The 25,800-nt window shown below is 72.6% G+C and carries 23 protein-coding genes and 2 pseudogenes; 13 read left to right on the top strand and 12 right to left on the bottom strand.

The window, feature by feature from the left end:
• Positions 1–140 precede the first annotated feature (140 nt).
• From DCW30_RS17180 to DCW30_RS17170, 3 genes are all read left to right on the top strand, one after another.
• The gene (locus DCW30_RS17180; RefSeq protein WP_062768788.1) at positions 141–311 is read left to right on the top strand and encodes a hypothetical protein; all 171 of its coding nucleotides are present in this window, start codon (positions 141–143) and stop codon (positions 309–311) included.
• A gap of 147 nt (positions 312–458) precedes the next feature.
• Positions 459–1,409: an RNA polymerase sigma factor SigJ gene (gene sigJ, locus DCW30_RS17175; RefSeq protein WP_076687670.1), complete on the top strand. Its 951-nt coding sequence runs from the start codon at positions 459–461 to the stop codon at positions 1,407–1,409.
• 102 nt (positions 1,410–1,511) lie between these two features.
• The gene (locus DCW30_RS17170) at positions 1,512–2,696 is read left to right on the top strand and encodes an NAD(P)/FAD-dependent oxidoreductase (protein WP_076687669.1); all 1,185 of its coding nucleotides are present in this window, start codon (positions 1,512–1,514) and stop codon (positions 2,694–2,696) included.
• A 37-nt stretch (positions 2,697–2,733) separates the two neighbouring features.
• Here DCW30_RS17170 and DCW30_RS17165 read toward each other — a convergent pair whose 3' ends face one another.
• Entirely contained in the window at positions 2,734–3,099 is a 366-nt protein-coding gene (locus DCW30_RS17165; protein ID WP_062768797.1) for a darcynin family protein, read from the bottom strand.
• Between the two features lie 190 nt (positions 3,100–3,289).
• On the opposite strand from DCW30_RS17165, the gene DCW30_RS17160 reads away from it, so the two are divergent.
• Positions 3,290–4,282: a LysR family transcriptional regulator gene (locus tag DCW30_RS17160; protein ID WP_103557553.1), complete on the top strand. Its 993-nt coding sequence runs from the start codon at positions 3,290–3,292 to the stop codon at positions 4,280–4,282.
• Here the strand turns inward: DCW30_RS17160 and DCW30_RS17155 are convergent.
• The 3 genes from DCW30_RS17155 to DCW30_RS17145 form a co-directional block, all read right to left on the bottom strand.
• Positions 4,254–4,646, bottom strand: a complete 393-nt coding sequence (locus tag DCW30_RS17155) for a VOC family protein (protein ID WP_076687667.1) — start codon at positions 4,644–4,646, stop codon at positions 4,254–4,256. The genes DCW30_RS17160 and DCW30_RS17155 overlap by 29 nt on opposite strands.
• On the bottom strand, positions 4,643–4,945 hold the full coding sequence (locus DCW30_RS17150) for an ArsR/SmtB family transcription factor (protein WP_076687666.1): 303 nt from the start codon (positions 4,943–4,945) through the stop codon (positions 4,643–4,645). The genes DCW30_RS17155 and DCW30_RS17150 overlap by 4 nt, the downstream gene beginning before the upstream one ends.
• Before the next feature lie 111 nt (positions 4,946–5,056).
• A complete protein-coding gene (locus DCW30_RS17145) occupies positions 5,057–5,737 on the bottom strand; it encodes a formylglycine-generating enzyme family protein (RefSeq protein WP_237283474.1) in 681 nt (226 codons plus the stop codon).
• A 214-nt stretch (positions 5,738–5,951) separates the two neighbouring features.
• Here DCW30_RS17145 and DCW30_RS17140 point away from each other — a divergent pair, with 214 nt between their 5' ends.
• Entirely contained in the window at positions 5,952–6,824 is an 873-nt protein-coding gene (locus DCW30_RS17140; RefSeq protein WP_076687665.1) for a glycoside hydrolase family 16 protein, read from the top strand.
• 98 nt (positions 6,825–6,922) lie between these two features.
• Here DCW30_RS17140 and DCW30_RS17135 read toward each other — a convergent pair whose 3' ends face one another.
• Positions 6,923–7,486, bottom strand: coding sequence for a tellurite resistance TerB family protein (locus DCW30_RS17135; protein WP_076687664.1), 564 nt, complete (start codon positions 7,484–7,486; stop codon positions 6,923–6,925).
• A 193-nt stretch (positions 7,487–7,679) separates the two neighbouring features.
• On the opposite strand from DCW30_RS17135, the gene DCW30_RS17130 reads away from it, so the two are divergent.
• Positions 7,680–8,237 (top strand): PadR family transcriptional regulator, encoded by a 558-nt coding sequence (locus tag DCW30_RS17130; protein WP_062768813.1) that lies wholly within the window; start codon positions 7,680–7,682, stop codon positions 8,235–8,237.
• A 75-nt stretch (positions 8,238–8,312) separates the two neighbouring features.
• Positions 8,313–10,034 (top strand): annotated as a pseudogene (locus DCW30_RS17125) (acyl-CoA dehydrogenase family protein).
• 13 nt (positions 10,035–10,047) lie between these two features.
• Here the strand turns inward: DCW30_RS17125 and DCW30_RS17120 are convergent.
• Positions 10,048–12,732 (bottom strand): discoidin domain-containing protein, encoded by a 2,685-nt coding sequence (locus DCW30_RS17120; protein ID WP_076687662.1) that lies wholly within the window; start codon positions 12,730–12,732, stop codon positions 10,048–10,050.
• Positions 12,733–12,884: 152 nt separating this feature from the next.
• The gene (locus tag DCW30_RS37055; RefSeq protein ID WP_237283473.1) at positions 12,885–13,643 is read right to left on the bottom strand and encodes an HPP family protein; all 759 of its coding nucleotides are present in this window, start codon (positions 13,641–13,643) and stop codon (positions 12,885–12,887) included.
• Between the two features lie 307 nt (positions 13,644–13,950).
• Between DCW30_RS37055 and DCW30_RS17110 the strand changes: the two genes are divergently transcribed.
• The 4 genes and pseudogenes from DCW30_RS17110 to ligD all read left to right on the top strand — a co-directional run bounded on the left by DCW30_RS17110 (position 13,951) and on the right by ligD (position 18,068).
• Positions 13,951–14,229 carry a hypothetical protein gene (locus tag DCW30_RS17110; protein WP_123985636.1) on the top strand — a complete coding sequence of 93 codons (279 nt, stop codon included), beginning with the start codon at positions 13,951–13,953 and terminating at the stop codon, positions 14,227–14,229.
• Positions 14,230–14,485: 256 nt separating this feature from the next.
• A complete protein-coding gene (locus tag DCW30_RS17105) occupies positions 14,486–16,147 on the top strand; it encodes an ABC-F family ATP-binding cassette domain-containing protein (protein ID WP_076687660.1) in 1,662 nt (553 codons plus the stop codon).
• 153 nt (positions 16,148–16,300) lie between these two features.
• The gene (locus DCW30_RS17100) at positions 16,301–17,077 is read left to right on the top strand and encodes a DNA polymerase ligase N-terminal domain-containing protein (RefSeq protein ID WP_076687659.1); all 777 of its coding nucleotides are present in this window, start codon (positions 16,301–16,303) and stop codon (positions 17,075–17,077) included.
• Positions 17,074–18,068 (top strand): annotated as a pseudogene (ligD, locus tag DCW30_RS17095) (non-homologous end-joining DNA ligase). The gene DCW30_RS17100 and the pseudogene ligD overlap by 4 nt, the downstream one beginning before the upstream one ends.
• 229 nt (positions 18,069–18,297) lie before the next feature.
• Here the strand turns inward: ligD and DCW30_RS17090 are convergent.
• The 3 genes from DCW30_RS17090 to DCW30_RS17080 all read right to left on the bottom strand — a co-directional run bounded on the left by DCW30_RS17090 (position 18,298) and on the right by DCW30_RS17080 (position 20,760).
• Entirely contained in the window at positions 18,298–19,278 is a 981-nt protein-coding gene (locus DCW30_RS17090) for a hydroxyacid dehydrogenase (RefSeq protein ID WP_076689696.1), read from the bottom strand.
• Positions 19,279–19,364: 86 nt separating this feature from the next.
• Positions 19,365–19,703, bottom strand: a complete 339-nt coding sequence (locus DCW30_RS17085) for an ABC transporter permease family protein (protein ID WP_129299902.1) — start codon at positions 19,701–19,703, stop codon at positions 19,365–19,367.
• Positions 19,704–19,869: 166 nt separating this feature from the next.
• On the bottom strand, positions 19,870–20,760 hold the full coding sequence (locus DCW30_RS17080; RefSeq protein WP_076687657.1) for an alpha/beta fold hydrolase: 891 nt from the start codon (positions 20,758–20,760) through the stop codon (positions 19,870–19,872).
• Between the two features lie 118 nt (positions 20,761–20,878).
• Here DCW30_RS17080 and DCW30_RS17075 point away from each other — a divergent pair, with 118 nt between their 5' ends.
• Positions 20,879–22,813: an AfsR/SARP family transcriptional regulator gene (locus tag DCW30_RS17075; protein ID WP_076687656.1), complete on the top strand. Its 1,935-nt coding sequence runs from the start codon at positions 20,879–20,881 to the stop codon at positions 22,811–22,813.
• A 542-nt stretch (positions 22,814–23,355) separates the two neighbouring features.
• Here DCW30_RS17075 and DCW30_RS17070 read toward each other — a convergent pair.
• Complete coding sequence (locus DCW30_RS17070; RefSeq protein ID WP_062768847.1) at positions 23,356–24,087, bottom strand: DUF7873 family protein; 732 nt, start codon at positions 24,085–24,087, stop codon at positions 23,356–23,358.
• A gap of 262 nt (positions 24,088–24,349) precedes the next feature.
• The gene (locus DCW30_RS17065; RefSeq protein ID WP_242543538.1) at positions 24,350–25,009 is read right to left on the bottom strand and encodes an ATP-dependent endonuclease; all 660 of its coding nucleotides are present in this window, start codon (positions 25,007–25,009) and stop codon (positions 24,350–24,352) included.
• A gap of 78 nt (positions 25,010–25,087) precedes the next feature.
• Here DCW30_RS17065 and DCW30_RS17060 point away from each other — a divergent pair, with 78 nt between their 5' ends.
• Positions 25,088–25,717, top strand: a complete 630-nt coding sequence (locus DCW30_RS17060) for an alpha-ketoglutarate-dependent dioxygenase AlkB (protein WP_076687654.1) — start codon at positions 25,088–25,090, stop codon at positions 25,715–25,717.
• The last annotated feature ends 83 nt before the right edge of the window (positions 25,718–25,800 follow it).

The raw sequence follows: 25,800 nt of genomic DNA, 5'->3' as shown, positions 1-25,800 counted from the left end.
TCATCACCCCCCGCATGACCTGCGCCGATGCGGGCACACCACAGTGCGGTCACGTTCCCTGCGACGCATGAAAGAAACGCGACTTTTGTGTGTTTGTAAAGTGGAGTTAAGAGCAAACGTTGGCCAGGAGGTTGATACACATGGTTCCCCTGCTTCTGGTTCTTCTGCTGGCCCTGATCCTCTTCGGCGCGGGTTTCGCGCTGAAGGCGCTGTGGTGGATCGCCGTCATCGTGCTGGTGGTGTGGCTGCTCGGCTTCATCATCCGGCCCGCCGCGAGCGGTGGCCGCAAGGGCCGCTGGTACCGGTGGTGAGTCGCGCCGTGAGCTGAACACGGCACGAAGCGCGGCAGCACCCCGACTTCTCGTAGGGTGCGCGCCGAAGGGGTGGGCCCGGCCCGGGACGGCCGGGCCCACCCCTTTTCCCTGGGCGGGTTCCTTGGGCGAGTTAGGATCCCGGGCATGGCTGCGACCCTGCGTGACATCGACCGCTTCGAGGCCGCGAGGCCGCGTCTGCAGGCCATCGCCTACCGCCTCCTCGGGTCCGCCTGCGACGCCGAGGACGCCGTGCAGGACACATTCCTGCGCTGGCAGGCGGCCGACGCCGACCGCGTCGAAGTGCCCGAGGCCTGGCTGACCAAGGTCCTCACCAACCTCTGCCTCAACCAGCTCGCCTCCGCCCGCGCCCGGCGCGAGACCTACGTGGGCCAGTGGCTGCCCGAGCCGCTGCTCGCCGGGGACCCGATGCTCGGCCCCGCCGACACCGCGGAGCAGCGCGAGTCGGTCTCGTACGCCGTGCTCACGCTCATGGAGCGCCTCTCCCCCGCCGAGCGGGCCGTGTACGTGCTGCGTGAGGCCTTCGGTCACACCCACCGCGAGATCGCGGAGATCCTCGACATCACCGAGGCCGCCAGCCAGCAGATCGCGCACCGCGCCAGGAAGCACATCCAGGCGGGCCGGGCGCGCGCCGAGGTCGACGAGGCCGCCGCCCGGCGGGTGATCGAGGAGTTCCTCGCCGCCGCCTCCAGCGGCAGGACCGAGCCGCTGGTGCGGCTGCTCACCGAGGACGCCATCGCGGTCGGCGACGGCGGCGGCAAGGTTCCCGCCCGCGCCAAGGCGTTCGAGGGCGCCGTCGCGGTCGCCCGGTTCATGCGGGGCCTGTTCCTGCCCGGCAAGGCCAAGCGGGACCTCGCAGGCGGCTCGCCCGAGGTGTACACCACGGTCGCCAACGGCGCCCCGGCCCTGGTGGCGGTCGTCGACGGCCGGGTCATCGCCGTCATGTGCCCGGAGATCACCGACGCGGGCATCTGCGCCTTCCGCAGCCAGCTCAACCCCGACAAGCTCGACCGCGCGACCCGGCAGTGGGCCACCACCGGCCATGACCACGGGACACCCCTGGTGCTCACCTTCTGACACGCCCGGGCCCGGTGTGAGCCGAGTCACACCGGCTTCCTGTCAGGAAATCGCGGGCTGTCCGGTTCAGGTGGCGAACCCGCGTGAGACAGGAGCCAGGAAATGCAGCACCGCATCATCGTCCTCGGAGCCGGCTACACCGGAGCGTTCGTCGCCGGACGCCTCGCCAGGCGGCTGCGCCGCGAGGACGTCACCCTCACCCTCGTCGACGCCGAGCCCGACTTCGTCGAGCGCGTACGGATGCACCAGCTGGCGGTCGGCCAGGATCTCAGGCCCCGGCCCTACAGCGAGATGTTCGCGGGCACGGGCGTCGTCCTGAAGGTCGCGAAGGTCACCGGCATCGACGTCGACGGCAGGACCGTCTCCGTGCTCGGCGCGGACGGCGCCGAGGAGCTGGCGTACGACAGCCTCGTGTACGCCCTCGGCAGCGGCTGGAACACCCGGGGCGTCCCCGGCGCCGCCGAGCACGCCCACGACATCGCCGGCCGCCCGGGGGCGCTGCGGCTGCGCGAACGCCTCGCCGCGCTCGACTCCGGGCGGCCCGTGGTCGTCGTGGGCGGTGGGCTCACGGGGATCGAGGCGGCGACCGAGTTCGCCGAGGCCCGCCCCGACCTCGATGTCGCCCTCGTCGCGCGCGGCGGGCTCGGCGACTGGCTGTCGCCCGCGGGCCGCCGCCATCTGCGGAAGGTCTGCGGCAGGCTCGGCATCACGGTGCACGAGCACAGGACGGTGACCGCCGTGGCGGCCGACCGGGTCACCACGGCCGAGGGCGACGCCATCCCGGCGGCGGTCACCGTGTGGACGGCCGGATTCGCGGTCCACCCCCTCGCCGGGGCCACCGCCCTGGACGTCACCGGCACGGGTCAGATCGTGGTCGACGGCACCATGCGCTCCGTCTCGCACCCGGACGTGTACGCCGTCGGTGACGCGGCCATGGTGAGGGGCCCCGGCGGCACACCGCTCCGGATGTCGTGCGCCTCGGGCACCCCCACCGCCTGGCAGGCGGCCGACTCCCTCGCGGCACGCCTGACCGGCGGAAAGCTCCCGAACGTCCCGCTGCGCTACTTCAACCAGTGCGTGTCGCTGGGCCGCGGGGACGGTGTCATCCAGTACGTCACCGCCGACGACCGCGCCCGCCGCGCCGCCCTGACGGGCCGGTTCGCCGCCCTGTACAAGGAGATGATCTGCAGGGCCGCGGCCTGGAGCGTGGCCAACCCGACCTTCGGCATGCCGGTCCGGCGCCGGGCCGCGCTGCGGGACGCGGTCGGGGCCTCGGTCCCCGGGTGACCGAGGGGCGGCGGCGCGCCCCTCGGTGTCGCCGGTGTCAGGTGCTGATGGTGGTGACGGCGTCGAGGCCGTAGGTGCGGGCGTAGCCGTTCTCGGTGCCCACGAGGAGGTCCACGACCTCGAAGTAGCGGTCCCAGAAGGGCGTTTCGCGCAGCACGTCGACGAGGAGCTGGTAGGCGGCGTGGTCGTCCGCCTCCCAGACCCAGACGTCGGTGACGCGGGTGGAGTAGAACTCCGTGTCGTAGAAGCGCGACCGCACACCGGTGGTCCCGGCCTTGACTGCGGGGATGACCTGGGTGGCGAAGGCGTCCACCCTCTCCTCGGGCGTCATCGCGAGCCATTCCGGTGTGGTCTTGATGAGCATGAACGCGGTGACGGGCGGGGTGGTCTGCTCAGCGGGCATGGTGGCGTCTCCAGAACGTGGGTGTGAGTGGGTTCGGCGCCGAACCGCACGGGCCGCGTCGTGCGGCTCGTGTCCTCGTGCGTCATGGGTTCGTGCCGGAATCGGTACGTCACTCATCCTGCGGAGAGGCACGCCATTGCCACAATGGGAACTTCAGCACGCAATGATTGCCTGAAGTGGAATGATGCCGATGAGCAGCGAAGATCCCGTCATCGACGCCCAACTCGCGGTGGCTCTGGACGCCCTGCTGACCGAGCAGAGCGTCTCCCGCGCCGCCGCCCGGTTGCACACCTCGCCCGCCGCCATGAGCCGCACGCTCGCCCGGCTGCGCCGAACCCTCCAGGACCCGCTCCTGGTCCGGGCAGGACAGGCCATGGTCCCCACCCCCCGCGCCCAGGCCCTGCGCGAGGAGGCCGCCGCGGTCGTGCAGCGTCTGGGGGCCCTGCTGAGCCCTGGTTCGCGGGTCGATCCCGCGACCCTGCGGAGCACCTTCACCCTCCAGACGGCGGACCTGGTCGGCGCGGCGCTGGCGCCCGGGCTGCTGCGGCTGGCCCGGCAGGAGGCGCCGGGGGTCTCACTGCGCTTCAGGGCCGAGGAGTTGGAGGCCGGTCCCGGGCTGCGGGACGGGCGGATCGATCTGGAGGTCGGGGCCATCGACCACGTCGACCCCGAGACCCTGGTCGAGGAGTTGCTCACCCTGCGGATGGCGGCGGCCGTGCGGCCCGGTCACCCCCTCACCGAAGGCGCCGTGACCCCGGAGCGGCTCGCCGCAGCCGAACACGTGGCGGTCAGCCGCCGGGGCCGGTTCACCGGGCCGCTGGACACCGCTCTCGCCGAGCGCGGCCTCCGCCGGCACGTCACCGTCGTCCTGCCGAGCCACCTCGCCGCGATGGCGCTCGCCGCCCGCAGCGACGCCGTGTGCCTGGTGCCCGCCACGCCCGACGGCGCCGCGTCGCCCCCGCTCACCGACGCCGCCACCGACCTCGGGCTGCGGCTCCTCGGCATTCCCCTGCCGCTGCCGCCCGTGGTCATCGGCATGGCCTTCCATCCGCGCCACGCGGCCGACGGCGGCCATCACTGGCTGCGGGGCGCCGTCCGCCGGACCCTCGTCGGCGCCCCTGACGGCAGCCGCCCCGCTGCGCCCGCGCCGTCGGCTACTGCGGCTCGGTCGCGATCTGAATGAGGTTGCCGCAGGTGTCGTCGAAGACGGCGGTGGTGACGGGGCCCATCTCCGTGGGCTCCTGGGTGAAGCCGACGCCGAGGCCGCGCAGGCGCTCGTACTCCGCGTGGACGTCGTCGACGGCGAACTGGGCGAGCGGGATGCCGTCCGCGACGAGGGCGTCCCGGTAGGTGACGGCGGCCGGATGGGCGGCGGGCTCAAGGAGGAGTTCGGTGCCTTCGGGCTCGTCCGGCGATACGACGGTCAGCCACCGGTCCTGCCCGCCCACCGGCACGTCGTGCTTCTTCACGAAGCCGAGTACGTCGGTGTAGAAGCGCTCGGCCCTGGCCTGGTCGTCGACGAAGACGCTGGTCAGATGGATTTTCATGAGGTGCTCTCCTGGGGTCCTGACGGGTCGGGCGGGGGCCAGCGCTCGGTTATCAGCCGCAGCGGGGCCGTGTTCAGGTCGTGGAACTTGTAGCGGCCCTCCCGTCTCGTCTCGACGAGCCCGGCGGCCTCCAGCACGGCCAGGTGCTGGGAGACCGCCTGGCGCGACATGCCGAGCTGGTGCTTCATGCTCAGCCGCGAGCAGATCTCGAACAGTGTCTGTCCGGATCGCTCGGCCAGCTCGTCGAGGATCGTGCGGCGGGTGGAGTCGGCCAAGGCTTTAAAGAGGTCATCGGCCACACCCTCAGCATAGGCAAGTGTACGCTTGCCTATCAAGCGGAGGAGCCGCCCGGCGTACGAGCCGGGTCAGCCGGCCGAGGCACGAGCGGGCGAGCCGACCGACACGCCGGGTCAGCCGGCCGGTGTACGCGCGACACGGAAGCCCACGTCATCGACCCGGAACGTCGGGTGGCTGCGGCGTCGCGCCGACGCCCGGCAGCTCCAGTGCTCGTCGAACCAGCCTCCGCCGCGGAGCACCCGGTACGCGCCGTAGACCTCGGCGTCGTAGATGTCCCAGCACCAGTCCCAGGTGTTGCCGAGCATGTCGTACAGACCCCACGGGTTGGGCCGCTTGCCGCCCACGTCGCGCATCCGCTCCCCGGAGTTGCCCCGGTACCAGGCGATCTCGTCGAGTGGCCCGTAGTGCGGTCCACCGGTGCCCGCGCGGCAGGCGTGCTCCCACTCGGCCTCGGTCGGCAGCCGGTAGCCGTCGGCGGCCGCGTCCCACTCGACGCGCTCGACGCCTTCCTCGCCGGGGAGGAGGTGATACGCGGGCGCGTACCCGTCACGCGCGGACAGCGCGTTGCAGAAGCGGACCGCGTCCCACCACGAGACGCTCTCGACCGGTAGCGCGTCGCCCTGGGCCGCGCTCGGGCGCACGCCCGTGACCTGGGCGTACAGCGCCTGGGTGACCGGGAAGGCCGCGAGCCGGTAGGGCGCCAGCCCCACGGTCCACCTGCGCTCGGTCCGTCGGTCCGACAGAGTGACCCGCCCTGCCGGTACGGCGACCATCTGCACTGCGTTCGCGATCATGACCCGATGATCGCAGCAGGAGCCGTGCCCATCCTGGCCATCTTGGTCCGCACCAAGTCCTTGACGTGGCAGGTGATGCTCCCTTAAATCAAGTACTGAACGAACAGCCGGAGTTGATCGCCCGCCGCGTTCAGTTTTCAACATCGGTTTGTCATGCGCATGGCTCGACAGGTACGGCACCCCCACCTTCTCGCCCCCCACGTGAAGCGATGTGATGACAGTGCACACCTCTTGGCGCCGCCGTGCGGCGCTCACCACGGTCGCCCTGGCCTGCTGCGCCTCGGCCCTGGCCGGGCTCCCCGCCGGGGCCCAGGCGGCTCCCCTCTCCCCCGCCGCCTCCGCCGCGGTCACCACCTTCTCCGACGATTTCAACGGGCCCGCCGGGTCCGCGGTCGATGGCGGCAAGTGGCAGATCGAGACGGGCGACAACGTCAACAACCACGAGCGGCAGTACTACACGTCGGGCAACAAGAACGCCGCCCTGGACGGCCAGGGCAACCTGGTCATCACCGCCCGCAAGGAGAACCCCGAGAACTACCAGTGCTGGTACGGGCGTTGTGCGTACACGTCGGCCCGGCTCAACACTTCCGGCACGTTCACGCAGGCGTACGGGCATGTCGAGGCCCGTATGAAGGTGCCGCGCGGGCAGGGCATGTGGCCCGCGTTCTGGATGCTCGGCGCCGACATCGGCAGCGTGGGCTGGCCGAACAGCGGCGAGATCGACGTGATGGAGAACGTCGGCTTCGAACCAGGCACCGTCCACGGCACGCTGCACGGTCCCGGATACTCCGGCTCAGGCGGCATCGGCGCGGGCTACACGCTGCCCGGCGGCGAGGCGTTCGCCGACAAGTTCCACACGTTCGCGGTGGACTGGTCGCCGAACAAGGTCACCTGGTCGGTGGACGGCAACGTCTACCAGACCCGCACCCCCGCCGACCTCAACGGCAACCGGTGGGTCTTCGACAAGCCCTTCTTTCTGATCCTCAACCTCGCGGTCGGCGGCTACTGGCCCGGCGACCCCGACGGCAGCACTCCCTTCCCGAACCAGCTCGTCGTGGACTACGTCCGGGTGACCACCAACGACTGAGCCCGACCCGCGAACCGGCCCGCCTCACGCGACGCCGGTTCGCCCCGGCCTCCGGCATCGCCGGGGCCGCCCCGTCCGGCGGCCCCGGCCGATGACGTCTAGAGGCCGAACTCCTGCGGCGAGACGTTGAGCGCCATGCACGCCTCCCGCAGGACCTGCTCCTCGGCCGGGGCGATGTAACCGTCCGCGCCGGCGACGACGAAGCCGGTCTGGACGACCGCCTTCGCCTCCATCGGCTTCTTCGCCGCCTTGGCGATCTCCTGCATGACCTCGGTCTTGCCCTGCTGGAAGTTGAACGACAGCTGGTCGACGTGCTTGTTGAACCGCTGCCGGAGCTGCTCGGGCGGGAAGTTCTGCAGGACGTCGTTCTGCAGGATCAGGGACTCCACGTGCTGGCGCTCGGCCGGGTCGACCGAGCCGTCCGCGGCCGCGACCAGGGCGCACATGGCCATGCTGGCGTCGCGGTAGGCGCCGCTCTTCAGCTCCGTCTTGAGGGAGGCGAGCTGGGTCTTGAGCACGCCCACGAGCTGCGCCTTCGATCCTCCGCCGCTCCCGGAACCGGACCCCGGCCCCGGACGCCCATGGCCGCCGGAGCTCCGTCCGCCCTGTGATTGCTGCTGCAGACCCTTGGCCTGGTCCTTGATCCGGTCCCACATCGCCATGCGTGCCCCTCGGCTACCCGTTTACCTGTCCGCGCGTAACCGCGCGTCCTCCTGCCAACGCCCTCCGGCTCTTTGAAGTTCCTTGACCAACGCGATTCCCGTACCGGGCGAACACCCGTACGGCCGGGTGAGCCGTGTCTCACCCGGTCCGTGCCACTTGTCCATGCAACTCGTTGCATAGCAGGATCGCGCTATGGCGCTAGAGCACGCGATCCTCGTCTCACTGCTCGAACAGCCCGGGTCCGGCTACGAGCTGGCCCGGCGGTTCGAGCGGTCCATCGGCTACTTCTGGGCCGCCACCCACCAGCAGATCTACCGCGTGCTCAAACGCATGGAGAGCGACGGCTGGATCGACGCGCGCGCCGTGGCGCAGCAGGCACGGCCGGACAAGAAGGAGTACTCGGTGGCCGCCGCGGGGCGCGACGCCCTCTCGCGGTGGCTGGACGAGCCCATCGAGCCCGAGAGCGTCCGCCACGAGCTGGCCGTGAAGATCCGCGGCGCGGCCTTCGGTGATCCGGCCGCGCTGATCCGCGAGGTCGAGCGGTACCGCGAGGCGCACACCGAACGCCTCACCCGCTATCTCGCGGGCGAGCGGCGCGACTTCCCCCCGGTCGAGACGGCCGGGGCGCCGGACGCCGGGCGGGAGTTGCAGCACGTCGTGCTGCGCGGCGGCATCGCGTACGAGCGGATGACGCTCGCCTGGCTCGACGACGTGCTCGCGACCCTGCACCGGCTGGCCTCGCGAGCCTGAGCGCCTCACCCCCGCGGTCCCAGCACCCGCACCCGACCCTCACCCCCCCTGCCCGGAAAGGCGAACCGAACCCCCATGGCCGACGCGCTGCTGTTCCACCCGCACACCTACGACCCGACCCACTTCGACCCCGAGACCCGCAGGCTGCTGCGCGCGACCGTGGACTGGTTCGAGAGCCGCGGCAAGCGCCGACTGATCCAGGACTACCGCGAGCGTGCCTGGCTCGCCGACTTCCTGGAGTTCGCGGGCAAGGAGGGGCTTTTCGCCATCTTCCTGACCCCGGCCGCCGCGGCGGAGGGGCAGCCGGACAAGCGCTGGGACACCGCGCGGATCGCGGCCCTGAACGAGATCTTCGGCTTCTACGGGCTCGACTACTGGTACGCCTGGCAGGTCACCATCCTCGGCCTCGGCCCGGTCTGGCAGAGCGAGAACGCCGCGGCCCGCGAGCGTGCCGCGGAACTGCTGTCGCAGGGCGAGGTGTTCGCCTTCGGCCTGTCGGAGAAGGCGCACGGCGCCGACATCTACTCCACCGACATGCTGCTCGAACCCGCCCCCGACGGCGGCTTCCTGGCCAGCGGCTCAAAGTACTACATCGGCAACGGCAACGCCGCCGGACTGGTCTCCGTCTTCGGCCGCCGCACCGACGTCGAGGGTCCCGAGGGGTACGTCTTCTTCGCCGCCGACTCGCGCCACCCGGCGTACCACCTGGTGAAGAACGTCGTCGACTCGTCCAAGTACGTCAGCGAGTTCCGCCTCGACGCCTACCCCGTCGCCGCCGACGACGTGCTGCACACCGGCCGCGCCGCCTTCGACGCCGCGCTCAACACGGTGAACGTGGGCAAGTTCAACCTCTGCACCGCCTCCATCGGCATCTGCGAGCACGCGATGTACGAGGCCGTCACCCACGCCCACCAGCGCATCCTCTACGGCCGCCCGGTCACCGCCTTCCCGCACGTGCGCCGGGAGCTGACCGACGCCTAGGTGCGCCTCGTCGGCATGAAGCTCTTCAGCGACCGCGCCGTGGACTACTTCCGCTCCGCCGGTCCCGACGACCGCCGTTACCTCCTCTTCAACCCCATGACGAAGATGAAGGTGACCACCGAGGGCGAGAAGGTCATCGACCTGATGTGGGACGTCATCGCAGCCAAGGGCTTCGAGAAGGACAACTACTTCGCCCAGGCCGCCGTGGAGATCCGCTCACTGCCGAAGCTGGAGGGCACCGTCCACGTCAACCTCGCCCTCATCCTGAAGTTCATGCGCAACCACCTGCTCGACCCGGCCGAGTACGCGCCCGTGCCCACCCGCGCCGAGGCCGGTGACGACGCCTTCCTCTTCGCACAGGGCCCCGCCCGCGGTCTCGGCTCGGTGCGCTTCCACGACTGGCGTCCCGCCTTCGACGCGTACGCCGACGTCCCCAACGTCGCCCGCTTCCGCGAACAGGCCGACGCGCTCTGCGAGTTCGTCACCACCGCCGCGCCCGACGAGGAGCAGAGCCGTGACCTCGACCTCCTCCTCTCCGTCGGCCAGCTCTTCGCGCTGGTCGTGCACGGGCAACTCATTTTGGAGCAGGCGCGCCTGACCGGCCTCGACCAGGACGTGCTCGACGAGCTCTTCGCCGTCCTCGTACGCGACTTCTCCGCGCACGCCGTCGAGCTGCACGGCAAGGGCTCCGCGACGGCGACGCAGCAGAGCTGGGCGCTGGGCGCGGTGCGGCGCCCCGTCGTCGACGAGGCCCGCACCGCGCGGGTCTGGGAGACCGTGGAGTCGCTCGCGGGCTCCTACGAGATGGCTCCCTGACGAGGGTGAGCGTCTACCGTGTGACGGTCAGCTCCCTGACGCCCGCCGGCTTCTCGGCGTCGGCGGAGCGGACCGTCACACGGACGTAGCGGGCCACTCCCCCGCCCTCGCGGGCGCTCCGCCAGTGCCGGCCGTCCAGGGACGTCCGCACGTCGTACGAGGCCGGCCGCACGTCGGTCCAGCGCGGGGTGATCCCGGAGATCCGCGCGGGACTGCCGAGGTCCGCCGTCAGGTCCGCGCGCCGGGTGCCGGGCACCCAGGCGGTGGCGGCGCTGCCGTCGAGGGCGGCGTCCGCGTACTGCCCCGGCTGCTCCGACGTCGCCGTCGCCGTGCGGCACCTGGCGAGGTTGTCGGTGGGCTCCAGGTCCGGGCGGCGGGTCTTGAGGTGCGCGGGCGCGCCCCGGCCGACGATCTGCCGGCCCTGCGGCGACTCGATCGCGAACGGCTCACCCCGGGTGAGCCGCACGCTCGTGTCGTGGGCGCCGACGGTGATGTCGTACGTACGCCCCTGCCAGCGCAGCCCCGTGAGCTTCACGCCGCGGGAGAGCTGGGGCGGCAGCATCGGGTCGAGCCGCAGGTGGTCCTCCCGCAGCCGCTGCCCGGTCAGTCCGTGGGTGAACACCTGGAGGAAGCCCCCCTGGCCGGTCGTGAAGTTCTGGGCGGGCGAACCCGACAGGGGGTCGGAGGCACCGGCCTTGTCGCCGCGCGCCTCGGAGAACAGCTCGAACGGGCCACGGGCGAAGGGGCGGATGGACCGCGTCAGGTAGGTGTACGTGGAGCAGCCGGCCTCGCCGTTGGCCGCGGCGTCGATGGCGTGCACCGAGTCGGTCATGGCGGGTCCGTCGGGGTCGGTGCGCTCGGCGTAGTAGTCGAGGGTGTTGGTGGCGGCCTGCTTCGACATCGGCCACTCCAGCGGGTACATCAGGAGCACGGTGTCCGCCTGTTTGATGACGGAGCCCTGGTAGCCGTCGTACTGCTGGAAGACCTGTTTTTCCTCGTCGTAGGGGATGCGCAGCTTGTCGGCGACGGTGTTCCAGCCGGCGGGCGGCTTCTCGCCCAGGAGGCGGGCGACGCGGGTGGCGGTGCGCAGGGTGGTGGCGGCGCCCGCGTTGGTGAAGACGCCGTCGTCGACGCCGTTGCTGTACTCGTCGGGACCCGCGACGTTCTTGATGGAGTAGCTGCCGTCGGCGTTCTCCGTGGCGCGGTGGGCCCAGAACTCCGCGATGCCCCGGATCACCGGCCAGCCGCGGGTGCGCAGCCAGTGGGTGTCCTTGGTGGCGAGGTAGTACTGCCAGGCGGCCAGGGCGATGTCGCTCTGCAGGTGGTTCTGGGTGCGGCAGTGGGGCGGGTCCACGCTGTGGCACTCGGAGGCGAGGTCGCCCTTGCTCGCGCTGGTCCAGGGGTAGAACAGGCCGCGGTGTCCGAGCTTCGCGGCGTTGGCGCGGGCAGCGGCCCGCGTGCGGTAGCGGTACTCCACGACCGACTTCGCGAGGCCGGGGTGGGCGGCGAGCAGGGCCGGGTACATCCACGTCTCGGCGTCCCAGAACACCAGGCCGGCGTAGTTGTCGCTGCTCAGGCCGGTCGGCGAGATGCTGTTGGCCGAGCCCGCGCGGCTGCTGGAGAGCAGCCCGTACTGGGCCGAGCGCAGCCATGCCTGCATCCGGTCCTGTCCCGGCGCCTCGATGTCGCTGCGCCACAGCTTGCGCCAGGCGGCGGCGTGGTCGTCGAACAGCACCTCCCAGCCCTTGTCCGCGGCTCGCCGCGAGGCGGCCACGGCGTCACGTCCGGGAGAGCGGGAGGTGAGGGCGGTGTCGACGCCGATGTACTTGGCGATCTCGTAGGCACGTCCCGCGCGGACGCCGACGGAGACGGACTGCTGGGCGCTCAAGTCCCGGGCGGGCGCAGCCTTTTCTTCACTTCTTGCACGCAACCCCTGTGCGGGGCGGAGGGTTGAGGCGATGGTTCCTGCGGTCTTCGTCCCCTGGGTCCGGAATCCCACGGCCATCGTGCGCCCACCCGGCCGTGCGCCGGCGCCGGTCGGTGTCACGCGGCGGGCGCCGCGGCCGTCGATGCGGTCGGTGACGCGTGCGGTCCCGTTCCAGTGGGGCGTCATCCGCAGGCGGACGGCGCCCACATGCGGATCGGCACGGTCCGCGAGCACGTCGTACTCCAGGTCGGTGGCCCGCCCGTCGGCGGCCGTCCACCTGAGCTTGGTGCGCACCAGGCCTCGGCGCATGTCCAGGGTCTGTGAGTAGTGCGAGACGCGGGACGCCGGGGTCGCGGAGGTGAAGGTCTGCGACCCTGCTCCGCCGGTGGACACCGTCAGCGGCGTCCAGGTGGGGATGGCCGCGGCGACCTGCCGGTTCTCGGTGGTGGACCGGTTGTGCGCATAGAGCCCGGACACGAAGGACCCGTCGTAGCGCGGGGTGAAGAGCGGCCATCCGGTCTTGGCGTCGGAACTGGTGTAGCCCGTCCCGTTGGGGGCGACGCGCTGGCCGAGGTATCCATTGCCGACAAAGGCGTGGTGGCTGTCCTTCGGGTCGATACGGCGTGAGGTCAGCGTCCAGCCGCCGCCGTCCGAGGAGGCGGAACCCTCGGTCGCTGTGGTGGCGGCCGTCGCTGTCGGCGGCACCGCTGCCGCGAGCGCGCCGACCAGGACGGGTGCGATGAACCGGGCCTTGCGGGAGAGAGACCTCATGGTGCTCCGTTACGCGAACGCGGCGGGAAGGTCAGGCGACCATAAAGAGATGAACGGTCCGCGTCAATGAGTAACGCGCCGCGTTGAAGAAACTGACGAAGGCCTGGGGCGGCGGGGTCCGGAGCGAGGGGGCGGCGAGCCGAAAGGGTGACCTACCACCAATAGGCGGGATACCGCGTGCTGCTGGGGCGGGACCGCGACAGGGCCCAGCCCGCCAGGACGAGCAGCGCGGTGGAGCCCATGAGCAGCGGTACGAAGGTGGCGGGCGCCGGGGTGTTCAGGACGATGACTACGGCTGTGGCGCACGCGGGCGAGTGGGGGCACCGTGTCAGCGTCATCGCCGCGAGGCTGACACCGGCCGCCACGGCGGCTCCCCAGGGCGAGCTGCCCGCGACGGCGACCACGGCGTAACCGATGACGACGCACATCAGATGGCCGAGGATCACACTGCGCGGCTGCGCGAGCGGCAGCCGGGGGGCGCCGTGGATGATCGCGGCGGAAGCGGCGAGCGGGGGTATGAGCACCGGCTCGTGAATGACTGACCCGATGGCGACGAGCGCCAGCAGCACGGCGGTGACGGCGCCGACGCTGTGCACGGCGGCACGACGCGACGGCGGAGCGGGCGCACGACCGGCGAGGCGGGTGCGGACGCGGGGCGGGGCCGCCGGCGAGGCCGACGGGAGGGCTGGCCCTGGGGTGTCGTCGCCGGCGTCGACGGCGTCCAGGACGTGGCCGGGGTCGTCGATGACGTCAACGGTGTCGATGAAGTCAAGGGTGTCGGTGGCGTCGAGGGTGCCGACGGCGTCAAGCCTGTCGGCGGTCCCGATGACGTCAAGGGGCTCGATGGCCTCAAGGGAGTCGGCGTCCACGGAATCGATGGAGCCGATGCGGTTGATGGAGTCGATGGACAAGGCAGCGGTGGTTTTCCGGGACAGAGCCGACGGGGACCCGGCCGGCTGACGAGAAGAAGGGCAGGGAGTCGGCCCGGCCTTCCCGTGCTGTGGGCAGGGGGCCACGTCACCGGCGGTCCAGGGTCGGGATTCCGCGTACTCGACCATGATTCTATGCGGCGGACTTTTGTTGCCGCAGGTCAGGGGGGTGTGGGGCGGGGGCAGGCCCGGCGACGGCTTACGGGGCGCGAGCCCGGATCGCTCAGTGGAGGCGGGGCCCGCCTGCACGAGAGACGCGGCGGCGGACAGCGCTCCGTAGGCTGTGCCGATGACCTCTCCATGGGCCGGGCGAGCACGGCTGTTGCTGCTCGGCGTCTGCGCGTTCGCCGTGCTGGTCGGGGCCTTGGGCTGGTACGGGGCGCAGACCGTGAGTACCGACTGTCTCGTCGCCTACTCCCAGGTCACCGGTCGTGATGGCGCGAGACTTCCGGACGCGAACGGCAGGGGCTTGTCGGACCAGGAGCTGATCGACCGCGCCTACCGCCGGGCCCTCGAAACAGGCCAGTGCGACCCGCCTCGCACCCGGTGGAAGCAGTGGCTGGACTGACGGTCCCGCTCGCCCCGAAAACCCCTCCCCGCCGCCCCACTCGTCCCGAAAATCCGAACGCCTGACACGCCCCCTTGTTACGATGGCCCCATGGCAAGAGGTATCTGGTCGCAGAAGGTGCGCGTCGTCCGCTGACGGCGGCGCCTTTTCCTGCTGAGAGACACAGCGCGAGCGCTCGCCGTCCCGGTTCCGCCGGGCGGCCGATCCACGTTGCCCGGCTCCATTGCGAGCTGCGGAGTGACCTACCGTGCAACCCTTGCCTCTCGATTCCCGTCATGAAGCCTTGGCCCTGCCCCTCGACGCGGGCGGCAGTGCGCATGTCCGCGCCGAGGGCGTCGCCGTCGTCCGTGGGGGCCGGCGTGTTCTCGATGACGTCACGGTCACCGTGTCCGGGCGGTCCCGGATCGCCGTCGTCGGCGAGAACGGCCGCGGGAAGACGACCCTGCTGCACGTCCTCGCCGGACTGATCCCGCCCGACGCGGGCACCCTGCGCCGGGCCGGGACCATCGGCCTCGCCCGCCAGGAGCTGTCCGTGCGGCACGACGAGACCGTCGGCGATCTGACGTCACGGGCGCTGGCGGCCTCGCTCGCCGCCCTCCGCGCCCTCGACGACGCCGCGGATGCCCTGAGCGACGGCGACCCCGCCGCCGACGACCGGTACGCCGCCGCGCTCGACGCCGCCACCCGGCTCGACGCCTGGGACGCCGAGCGCCGCGTCGACGTCGCCCTCGAAGCGCTCGGCGCCTGCACCGACCGCGGACGCCCGCTGTCGACCCTGTCCGTCGGGCAGCGCTACCGCGTCCGTCTCGCCTGCCTGCTGGGCGCGCGGCACGACGTGCTGCTGCTGGACGAGCCGACCAACCACCTCGACGCCGACGGCCTCGGCTTCCTGACCCGCAGGCTCCGCGAGCACCCCGGCGGCCTGGCCGTCGTCAGTCATGACCGGGCGTTGCTGCGCGACGTGGCGGACCGGTTCCTCGACCTCGACCCGAGCCGTGAGGGCAGGCCCCGCCTGTACGTCGGCGGCTACGACGCCTGGCAGGTCGCCCGTCGCCGCGAACGCCTGCGCTGGGAGCAGGACCACGCGGAGCAGCAGGAGGAGCACCGGCGGCTGCAGGACGCGGTGGCGCAGGCGCGGGACCGGCTCTCCACCGGCTGGCGACCGCCGAAGGGCACCGGCAAGCACCAGCGCCAGTCCCGCGCCCCGGGCGCCGTCCAGGCCCTGCACCGGCAGCAGGAGGCGCTCGACGCGCACCGCGTCGACGTGCCGGAGCCACCGGTGCCCCTGCGCTGGCCAGAGCCGGACGTCCGGCCGGGCGCTCCGCAGCTGCGGGCGCACGGCGTCGGCGTGCCCCAGCGGCTCGCGGGACCGGTCGACGTAACCCTCGACGGCGGCGGCCGGCTGCTCGTCACCGGTCCCAACGGCGCGGGCAAGTCGACCCTGCTCGCGATCCTCGCCGGGGCGCTGGAACCCGCGTACGGGCAGGTGCGGGCGGCGGGCGGGGCCCGCGTCGCACGGATCACCCAGGAGACCGCCGAGCAGGACCCCGGGGTCACCGCCCGCGAGGTGTACGCCCGGCACGTGGGGCGGCTGGTGTCCCGCGGGACGCTCCGCGACGCCGAGGCCGTGCCGCTCGGAGCGCTCGGGCTGCTCGGCGCGGAGGCGGCGCGTACGCCGGTCGGGCGGATGTCGCAGGGGCAGCGGCGGCGTCTCGACCTGGCGCTCGCCCTGGCCGGCCGGCCCACACTGGTGCTGCTGGACGAGCCGACCAACCATCTGTCGGCGACGCTGGTCGACGAGCTGACCGACGCGCTGCGCGACACCCGCGCCGCCGTCGTCGTGGCCACCCACGACCGGCAGCTCCTGCATGACCTCGCGGACTGGCCACGCCTTGAGCTGGGCCCTGACGCCGCCTGACACACCCATCCGGTGCGGCCGTCCCGTCGGCGGACGGCGGGGCGGCCGCACCGCACGCGCGGATCATCCGGTGGCCCCACGCGCGCGTGCCGGTGACAATCACGGGTACCGGCCGGGACGAGCCAGCGAACCCCGACAGAGGAGAGCGCCGCCGTGAGCGAGAAGGGTGAGAAGGGCCAGAGAGAGGCGCGGGACGAGAAGGACGCACTGCGGACCTACCGCGGGAAGCGGGACTTCGACAAGACCCGCGAACCCAGCGGTGCGGCGGGCAGCGGAACGGGGGGTGGACCCCCCGGCGGGCCGGCCGCCCGCGAACAGGACCCGTCGGCCACCGGCGGCGCCCGTGACCGCGACCCCGTCTTCGTCGTGCAGATCCATGACGCCAGCTCCATGCACTTCGACTTCCGCCTGGAGGTCGACGGGGTCCTGAAGTCGTGGTCGGTGCCGAAGGGCCCCTCCACCGACCCCCAGGACAAGCGGCTCGCCCTGCCGACCGAGGACCACCCCATGGAGTACCGGCACTTCGAGGGTGTGATCCCGCGGGGTGAGTACGGCGGCGGGACCGTCATCGTCTGGGACCAGGGCACCTACCGGCCCACCAGCCACGACAAACGCAACCGGCCGGTGCCGTTCGCGCAGGCCCTGGAGAACGGCCACGCCACGTTCGAGCTGCACGGCGAGAAGCTGCGCGGGCCCTACGCGCTCACCCGCTTCCACGGCCGTGAGGAGAGGAGCGGCGGGTCGGGCTCGGCGTCGGGGAAGAAGCCGACGTGGCTGCTCGTACGCAAGGGGTCGGGGCACGGCGGCAGCGGCGCCGGAACGCCCGATCCCCGGCGGGCCCGATCCGCGCGCAGCGGCCGTACGCTTCGGCAGGTCGCCGAGGCGCCGGACGCGGCGACCTGGGAGCCGGAGCGCGGTGAGCGGGAGTGACCGGCCTCTTGGACACGCTGCCGCCCGAGCTGTACGGGCGCGTCCGCGAGGCGGCGCCCGGCGCCGAGCTGGCGGCCACGCCCATGCTGGCGACGCTCAGCGACCGGCGTGACTTCCCGCAGGGGTGGGTCTTCGAGCGGAAGCTGGACGGCATCCGGGTGCTCGCGGTGCGCGAGCGGGGCGAGGTGACCCTGCTGTCCCGCTCCGGACGACGGCTCGACGCCACCTACCCCGAGATCGTCGACGCCCTCGCCGCACAGGCCTGCGGGGACTTCACCGTCGACGGCGAGATCGTGGCCTACTCGCGCGGCCGGACGGACTTCGCGCTGCTCCAGCAGCGGATGGGCCTCACGCGGCCCGCCGATGTCGCGGCGAGCAAGGTGGCGGTGACGTACTACGTCTTCGACCTCCTGCGGCTGGACGGCGCGGACGTGCGGCGTCTTCCGCTGCGCCACCGCAAGTCGCTGCTGCGGCGCTCGCTCACGTTCGCGGCGCCGCTGCGCTTTTGCACCCATCGCAACGAGGGCGGCCCCGAACTGCTCGCCGAGGCGTGCCGGCGCGGCTGGGAGGGGCTGATCGCCAAGCGGGCCGACAGCGCGTACCGAAGACGCCGCTCGGAGGACTGGCTCAAGCCCAGGAGTTCGTGGTCGGCGGCTTCACCGAACCCGCGGGCACCCGCACCGGCCTCGGAGCACTGCTCATCGGCTACCACGAGGGCGGGCGGCTGCGGTACGCCGGCAAGGTGGGCACGGGGTTCGACCGGCGTACGCTGCTCGCCCTGCGGCGGGAACTCGACGCACGCGAGGTGAACTCCTCGCCGTTCGAGGGGCGTCGGCCGGAGCGGGCGGCCCGCTGGGTGCGACCGGAACTCGTCGCCGAGATCGCCTTCACGGAGTGGACCCGCGACGGCCTGCTGCGCCACCCCCGCTACCAGGGCCTGCGCGATGACAAGGACCCGCTGGACGTCGTCAGGGAGCGCCCCGAGCCGTGAGGACTGTGTCCTCCCGCTCCCAGTGGGGGTCGAGGCCGTCCCACAGCCACGGCTTCGTCCACTGGAGGATCAGGGCGATCGACACGGCTTCGACCTTGGCCTGGTGGAGCCTGTCGGGGCGCGGTGGGTGCCGAGGGCGGTGAGGAGCCGGTCGGTCGACGCGTCCCGTGCCTGCGCTCTCACCCGGTGCAGGGGGAGAGCGAGGGGGCGCGGTCGTCGGGGCGTCCGGTCATGCCTGTACCTCCAGGCCGTGCCGGGTGATCGGCGCGAGGGCGGGGAGCCCGGCAGCGTAGCGTTCCAGTTCGGTCAGGGCGAGGGCGCTCATCCTGCGGGCCTCCGAGCCGAGGGAGCCGGCGATGTGCGGGGTGAGCATCACATTGGGCAGGGTGTACAGGGGTGAGTCGGCGGGCAGTGGCTCCGGTTCGGTGACGTCGAGGACGGCGTGCAGCCCGGCCGCGCAGGCCGCTTCGAGGGCCGCGGTGTCGACAAGGCTGCCGCGGGCCGTGTTGACGAGGACGGCGTGGGGCGGGAGGGCCGCGAGTTCGGCGGCGCCGATCATGTGGCGGGTCTCGGGCAGGGCGGGCGCGTGCAGGGTCAGCACGTCGGCCCGGGGCAGGGCGTCGGCCAGGGTGGCGGGCTCACCGCCCGCGGCGACGACGTCGGCGGTGTCGGCGACCGGGTCGACGACGAGGACGCGTGCCAGGTCCAGGTCGCGCAGGAGCCGGACCAGTCGGCCGCCGATGCGGGAGAACCCGACCACGACGACCGTCCGGCCGACGCCCGTGAGTTCGCCGCGGCTTTCGACGTAGCTCCAGTCCTCGCGGAACCGCCGGGCGTCGTTGGCGAGGAAGGGCGCCTTCTTGAAGCCCCAGAGGATGGCGGCGAGGGTGAAATGGGCGACCGGTTCCGCGTTGGCGTCGGCCGCGGTGGTGACGAGGATGTCCCGGTCGAAGACAGCGTCGGTGACGTGCCCGCGGACGGAGCCCGCCGCGTGCAGGACCGCCTTCAGTCCGGGCGCCGCCGCGAGGACGTCCTCGTCCAGGCGGGGGCAGCCCCACGAGGTGAGCAGGACCTCCGCCTCGGCGAGTCTGCGCCTCGCCCCGGGGGAGGTCAGTTCGTGCGCCACGACGGGATCGCCCAGCGTCGCCGTGGCCCGGAGGCGGGTCATCTCCTCGGGGGAGAACTGCATGCTGAGCGCCCGGTCGTCCATCACCAGGAGCGTCTGGGGAAGTTTCACGGCAGGATGGCGTCCTTCGTCGTCGGGTGCGGCCGGCGACCGTCGGCCGGCGCTGTCGGTCACGTGGTGCTCCACTGGAAGATGCCGAGGTTCATCGGGAACAGTGTGGGGTCGGTGAGCATCATCAGGGGCAGGACGACGTAGTTCCAGATGGCGACGGACGGGAGCAGCACGATGATGATGAGCCCGTCGCGCATCATGGCCAGGCCGAGGGTGAAGAGGGTGCGCGCTTCACCGGCCCCGCCCGTGCGGGCCGCCTCAAGCATGTCGTCCGGCGCCGACGCCCCGGCGAAGGCGCGGGCGAGGTAGCCACCGAACGGGTTGGCGCGTACGGGGGTGGACACCGCCCAGAGGTGTCCATCGGGCGGAGCTGCGAGGCCGGCAGGCGCATCGGACATCAGGGCGGCCGCCTCAGTCGATGAGCGGGCAGTGCGTGCCGGGGCGAACACGCCGGGCGCCGCGCGTGGGGCGTCACCTGCTTCCGAGGCCTCCGTCATGCCGGGCGGCACGGCAGAGGACTGACGCAGTGTCAGCAGGGTTGCTCGGTCCGGGGGCCGCGGCCTCTCAGGCCGCGAGCAGACGGCGTATCACCGCCGTGATCTCGTCGGGGGCCTCCTCGGCCATGAAGTGTCCCGCCTCGGTGAGGTGGTGGTCGAGGCGGGGCGCCCAGGCCCGCCACACCGCCGCCGCGTCGTAGCCGAGCCGCGCTCCCCAGTCCTGCTGGACGACCGCGACGGGCATCGCGAACTGCGAGCCGGCGTCGGAGTCCGCCTGGTCCTGCACGACGTCCACGCCCGCCGACGCCCGGTAGTCGGCGACGATGGAGTCCACGGCCGCCGCGCTCGCGCGCAGGTACTCCGCGCGCACCGGCGCGGGGATCGCGCCGGGGTCCTTGGCCCAGGTGTCGAGGAACGACCCGAAGAACGCGTCCGCGCTGTTGACGATCATCGTCTCCGGCAGGCCGGGCGGCTGCGCCATGAGGAACAGGTGGAAGCCGACCGCCGCGGACACGCCGTGCAGCACGTCCCACATGTCCAGGGTCGGTACGACGTCGAGGATGCCCAGGTGGGTGATGGTCTCCGGGTGGTCGAGGCCCGCCCGGAAGGCGACCAGGGCGCCTCGGTCGTGGCCCACCAGGGCGAAGTGGTCGTGCCCGAGCTCCGCCATCAGGGCCACGATGTCGGCGGCCATGGTCCGCTTCGCGTAGACGTCGTCGTCCGTGGCCCGCGGCTTGTCGCTCGCGCCGTAACCACGCAGGTCGGGGCAGACGACCAGGTGGTCGTCGGCCAGCCGCCGCGCCACGTGGCGCCACATCAGGTGCGTCTGGGGGAAGCCGTGCAGCAGCACGACCGGGGCGCCGCCGCCGCCGACCGCGGCGGACAGCTCGACGCCGCCGACGCCGGGCAGGCGTACGTAGGCGAAGTCGGGGATGGTGGGTGCGGGGGTGTGGGTCACCGCGGTTCCTCTCGTCGTGGCGGATTCGCCTGGCTGACGCGGTCACGGTGCACGAGGCGGATCAGCAGCCGATGAGCGCGGTTCGCCGGAGCGGGGGCCGTGCCCCGAGGATGGGGGCATGCGAATGGACGTACTGGGCGCCGTGCGGGCGTGGCACGACGACGGCAGCGCGATCGACCTGGGCGGACCCCGGCATCGCGAGGTGCTCGCGCGGCTGGCCGCCGCCGAGGGGCGGCTCGTCACCGCCGACACGCTCGTCGCCGATCTGTGGGCCGAGCCGGGTGCCGGTTCCCTGGGCGCGCTGCGGACGTTCGTCGCCGCGCTGCGCCGTGCCGTCGAACCCGGCAGGGCGCCCCGCACCCCGCCCCGGCTGCTCGTCACGGAAGGCCCCGGGTACGCGCTGCGCCTGCCGCGCGAGGCGATGGACGCCCGGCGTTTCGAGGACGCCCTGGCCGCGGCCCGCCGTCCCCCGCACGACGTCACCGCCCTCGGCGACGCGCTCGCCGCGTGGTGCGGGCCCGCCTACGCCGACTTCCCCGACGCCCCGTGGGCCCAGCGGGAGCGCGCGCGCCTGGAGGAGCTGCGCCTGCAGGGTGTCGAGCTGCGGGCGGGTGTCCTCCTCGACGCCGGGGCGGGCGCCGAGCTGGTGGCGGCACTCCGCGAGCACGTCGCCGAGCATCCGTGGCGCGAGCCGGCCTGGGGCCTCCTCGCCCGCGCCCTGTACCGCGACGGGCGCCGGGCCGACGCGCTCGCCACCCTCCGCCGGGCCCGCGCCATGCTCGTGGCGCAGCTCGGCCTCGACCCGGGCCCCGAGCTGCGGCGCCTGGAGAGCGCCCTGCTCGACGGGTCGGCGTCCGTCGAGGCGGGGCCGCGCCCCTGGCCCGGCGCCGGCGCCCCGCTGGGGCCGCGCACGACCGTCAGCCTGGCCCGCACCCTCGCCATCGCCGGCGGCGACGCCCTGGTCTCCGCGCGCCGTGACCGCCTCACCGCCATCCGGGCGGCGGAGCGCACGGGGGACGTCGCGCTGACCGCGCGGGTGATCGGCGCGTACGACGTACCGGCGATCTGGAGCCGGTCCGACGACCCCGAGCAGTCCCGCGCGGTGGTGGAGGCGGCCGGGCGCACCCTCGCCGCGCTCGGACCCGACGGCCCACCCGGTCTGCGGGCCCGCCTCCTGGCGACCGTCGCGGTCGAGAGCCGCAGCGGGGACGTGTCCGGCACCGGCGGGACGACCGCCGCCGCGGCGGCGCGCGAAGCCGAGGCGCTGGCCAGGGGGCTCGATGATCCCGCCCTGCTGGCCTTCGCGCTCAACGGCGTCTTCCTGCAGTCGTTCGCCCGGCCCGGCCTCGCCGGCGAGCGCGACGCCGTCGGCGCCGAGCTCGTCGCCCTGGCCGCCCGGCACGAGGTGCCGACCTTCGGCATCCTCGGGCGGCTCGCACGGCTCCAGTCCGCGTCCGCCCTCAGCCGTCTCACGGCCGGTGAGGCCCATGCCGTCGCCGCGGAGGAGCTGGCCGCCGCGCACGAGTCCCCGCTCGTCGCCGTGCTCACCGCGTGGTTCAGGGCCCGGGTGCTCGCCGCCCGCAGCGCCGAACCCGGCGGCCCCTCCCCCGCCGAGGCCGCCGCGGCCTACCGGGCCGCCGACGCCTCCCTCGCGGAAGCGGGCATGCCCGGCCTCCACCGCGGTCTGCTTCCGCTCGCCCTGCTCGGGCTCCGGCTGCTGCACGGCAGGCCCGCGCCCACCGGCCCCCGCCTCGACTGGGGTCCGCACCTGCCGTGGGCGCGGCCCCTCGTCCTCCTCGCCGGGGGCGACGTGGACGGCGCCCGCGCCGCCCTCGCCGCCCAGCCCGAACCGCCGCGTGACCACCTCCAGGAGGCCCTGTGGTGCCTCACGGCCCATGCCGCGGCGCGCCTCGGCGAGCCCGAGGCCGCCGCGCGGGCCGCCGCCGCCCTGCGCCCGGCCCGCGCGGAGGACGCCGGAGGCGCGAGCGGCATGCTCACCCTGGGCCCGGTGCGGCGCTACCTCGACGAGGCCGGAGCGGTCGGCGGATCCTAGTCGTGGTCCTCGGGAATCCGCCCCACCGCCGGCTTCTGCTGGGCCGGCCACGGCAGTTCACCCTGGCCGACTCGAACCGTCCCCCGTCGCGGCCTGACCCACTCGACCCGGTGAGCCTTCCTGGTCACAGCACGAGCCGCAGCCGGAACGTGACGGAGCCCGGGAGCATGTCCAGCTCCCGGGCTCCAGCTTGCCACCCATTTGCGCACACCGGCGGCGTTGAAGAACCGCGGGTCATGTTGAGATCGACGTGTTCTGCCTTTGAACTACAGCGCCACGAGAGAGGCGCCGGGGGGACTTGAACCCCCATCCGTCGATGTTCGCCCACGCTCGGTCGATCCGGTGTTCGGCGGCGAATACTGAGACTGGAGCGAGAATCTGAGTTTCATGGGGCCGCCTCTGCCAGGCTTGGGCCACCCCCGCACGTGGTGCGGGGAGAGGGATTCGAACCCCCAACTGACACCCCTTCATCAGCTTCAACATCAGTTTCAGCTTGCGCTCATCGCGCACCCTCCGCTCGCGACGGAGGGCGTATGTGGGGGCTACCGGAAGAGGTAGCCGAATACCGCGTCGCCGACCCGCTGGTCGGTGACCTCGGTGTTGTTCGCCTCCTCGCGGGCGAACTTGACGGACTGCTGGAGCTTCTCGACGCGGTCGAGGAGTTCGTTGACCCGCCGGGCGGGCAGCGCGCCGGAGAACTTCACCGTGGTCCAGTAACCGACCGGGACGTCCTCGTAGTACACCTCGACCTGCGCCGGGTGCTTCTCCGTGGCCTCGGCCTTCACGTGGTTGCGCGGAACCTTCTTCGTGCGGATGGTCCGCACCGGCTCCGTCTTCCACGAGTCCGTCGAGGGGTCCAGGTTCCACGACTCGGAGGCGTCGAGCACCGGCAGCTTGCGCACGAAGGTGTGCAGGTCGGTGAGTTGCTTCTCCAGGAACAACAGGTACGGGACGGGCACCTGGGGCAACAGCACCGTGCCGTCGACCACCACGTCCGCGGCCGCGGACCGGTTCGCCCAGTCCTTCGTCGCGGTCACGTCGAAGAGCCGCGTCAGCGTCCCGGCGGTCGTCCGCAGAGCGTCCTCGGCCTTGATCTGCACCCGCGTGGACTCGGGCGGCAGTTGCTCGCCCTCTTCGTCCTTGGGCTGGTAGGTCCGGGAGATGCCTGCCAGCAGGGCGGGCTTCTGCACGTCCTGGTGAGCCTGGGTGAGCTCCTGGAGAGCCTTGGACTTGACGCCCTTTTCGACTGCGATGATCTGATTCAGCTTCGGCACACGGCGAACCTAACAACTCCGCGCCGCGCGCACATCCGATTAAATGCCCGGCCGAGAGGGCGGGGCGGCGAGTGTGAGCCCGGACCGGGAAGCGAGGGTCACCGACCGTGAGGCGGCGGCCCGGTCGGCGGCCCGTGCGGCGCGTCGCACGGCGGAGGGCCGCGGCTCCTGCCGGGGACGTGCCCCGGTGGTCCGGCAACGCGTCGAAGCACGGCGTCGGCCGTCACGACACGGTGCACCTTCGCGGTCACCGCACCAGGTCTCAGACGTGGGCGAGCAGGCCGTCCAGTGGGCGGGGCACGCGGTCGAGGTCGAGGTGTTCCACGAAGGCGCGCGCGTAGAGCGCCTTGCGGCCGCTCCTGGTGCCCATGAATCGCCGCAGTTGCTGCGGGAGGCCGCGTTCGCGCTGCGCGGGCTGCTTCTGGAAGGTGCGGAAGGAGCGCAGGTCTCCCTGTTCGCCGAGGATGTCGACGACGGCTTCGGCGCGCAGGCTGCGGATCAGTTCGTCCTCCAGGTCCGCGTCGCACACGAAGAAGCCGAGCCGCTCCAGATCGGCGCGGGTGTGCTGCGGGCCGGACCCCGTCCGCTCGAGGACGCGCCGGAAGTGGTGCGCCTCCCCCGCGTCGCACAGTCCCGCCACCGGGACGTCGAGCCCCGCGGGTCCGCACAGGGCGAGGAATCTCCCGATGCTCATGGCGCCGCCCAGTGGGAGGATCGAGACGCCCTCCGTGTCGAGGCTCCGGCCGCGGCGTTCCGCCAGCGCCTCCAGGGCCACGAGGTCGCTGTCCCCCTCGACGAGGACGACTCTGCGCACACCGGCGTCGGCCGCCCGCGCCCGCGCCGCTTCGGCGGCGGACGCGCCGCCTTCCCCGCCGGCGGCCCACGCCACGGCGGCCCTTCGAAAACTCGTCGTCGCCTTCACCCGGCCAATATCGCAGCGCTGTCGCCCGTCCGGCATGCGAATTAGCTCGTACGTTCGATTGCACGTTACGCTGGTCCCATGGCAACGCACCAGCTCCAGGGATCGCTCTTCGACCAGAGCGACGACGTGCACCTGCGCCCGCTGACCGAGGTCCGCAGGACGGCACTCGGCGACGGTGCGTGGATCGACCTGCTGCCGGGCTGGCTCAGCGGCGCCCACGTGCTGTTCGAACGGCTGGCGGTGGACGTCCCGTGGAAGGCCGAACGCCGGCAGATGTACGAGAGGGTCGTGGACGTGCCGCGCCTGCTGGCCTTCTACGGCGACGGCGAGCCGCTGCCGCACCCCGTCCTCGACGAGGCGCGCCAGGCGCTCTCCGACCACTACGCCGAGGAGCTCGGCGAGGCCTTCACGACGGCGGGCCTGTGCCACTACCGCGACGGACGCGACAGCGTGGCCTGGCACGGCGACCGCATCGGCCGGGGCGCCCGCGAGAACACCATGGTCGCCATCCTCTCCGTGGGGGCGCCGCGTGATCTGCTGCTCCGGCCCCTCCGCGGGGGCGAGGGCATCCGCCGTCCGCTCGGCCACGGCGATCTGATCGTCATGGGCGGCTCCTGCCAGCGCACCTGGGAGCACGCCATCCCCAAGTCGACGCGGGTGGCCGGGGGCCGCATCAGCATCCAGTTCCGGCCACACGGAGTGCGCTGACCAGCGCATACGCGAGCAAGCGCGCTTCATGCGCAGATTTTTGGTCAATACTTGTCCGCCCCTGGCCAACGGGTGCGTGCGGC

It is taken from the genome of Streptomyces alfalfae, assembly GCF_004127445.1.
Lineage (GTDB): Bacteria > Actinomycetota > Actinomycetes > Streptomycetales > Streptomycetaceae > Streptomyces > Streptomyces alfalfae.
Note: the sequence above shows the minus strand (reverse complement) of the source record. Positions and strands in the feature narration are given on the sequence as shown.

What these genes read in the sequence shown, in the direction of transcription:
- DCW30_RS17170 (WP_076687669.1), top strand. Translation starts at nt 1,512, where the DNA reads ATGCAGCACCGCATCATCGTCCTCGGAGCCGGCTACACCGGAGCGTTC.
- DCW30_RS17135 (WP_076687664.1), bottom strand. Translation starts at nt 7,486, where the DNA reads ATGGCGATGTGGGACCGGATCAAGGACCAGGCCAAGGGTCTGCAGCAG.
- DCW30_RS17120 (WP_076687662.1), bottom strand. Translation starts at nt 12,732, where the DNA reads ATGAGGTCTCTCTCCCGCAAGGCCCGGTTCATCGCACCCGTCCTGGTC.
- DCW30_RS17060 (WP_076687654.1), top strand. Translation starts at nt 25,088, where the DNA reads ATGGCAACGCACCAGCTCCAGGGATCGCTCTTCGACCAGAGCGACGAC.
- DCW30_RS17180 (WP_062768788.1), top strand. Translation starts at nt 141, where the DNA reads ATGGTTCCCCTGCTTCTGGTTCTTCTGCTGGCCCTGATCCTCTTCGGC.
- DCW30_RS17160 (WP_103557553.1), top strand. Translation starts at nt 3,290, where the DNA reads ATGAGCAGCGAAGATCCCGTCATCGACGCCCAACTCGCGGTGGCTCTG.
- DCW30_RS17085 (WP_129299902.1), bottom strand. Translation starts at nt 19,703, where the DNA reads ATGTCCGATGCGCCTGCCGGCCTCGCAGCTCCGCCCGATGGACACCTC.
- DCW30_RS17165 (WP_062768797.1), bottom strand. Translation starts at nt 3,099, where the DNA reads ATGCCCGCTGAGCAGACCACCCCGCCCGTCACCGCGTTCATGCTCATC.
- DCW30_RS17155 (WP_076687667.1), bottom strand. Translation starts at nt 4,646, where the DNA reads ATGAAAATCCATCTGACCAGCGTCTTCGTCGACGACCAGGCCAGGGCC.
- DCW30_RS17140 (WP_076687665.1), top strand. Translation starts at nt 5,952, where the DNA reads ATGACAGTGCACACCTCTTGGCGCCGCCGTGCGGCGCTCACCACGGTC.
- DCW30_RS17110 (WP_123985636.1), top strand. Translation starts at nt 13,951, where the DNA reads ATGACCTCTCCATGGGCCGGGCGAGCACGGCTGTTGCTGCTCGGCGTC.
- DCW30_RS17090 (WP_076689696.1), bottom strand. Translation starts at nt 19,278, where the DNA reads ATGGACGACCGGGCGCTCAGCATGCAGTTCTCCCCCGAGGAGATGACC.
- DCW30_RS17075 (WP_076687656.1), top strand. Translation starts at nt 20,879, where the DNA reads ATGCGAATGGACGTACTGGGCGCCGTGCGGGCGTGGCACGACGACGGC.
- sigJ (WP_076687670.1), top strand. Translation starts at nt 459, where the DNA reads ATGGCTGCGACCCTGCGTGACATCGACCGCTTCGAGGCCGCGAGGCCG.
- DCW30_RS17145 (WP_237283474.1), bottom strand. Translation starts at nt 5,737, where the DNA reads ATGATCGCGAACGCAGTGCAGATGGTCGCCGTACCGGCAGGGCGGGTC.
- DCW30_RS17130 (WP_062768813.1), top strand. Translation starts at nt 7,680, where the DNA reads ATGGCGCTAGAGCACGCGATCCTCGTCTCACTGCTCGAACAGCCCGGG.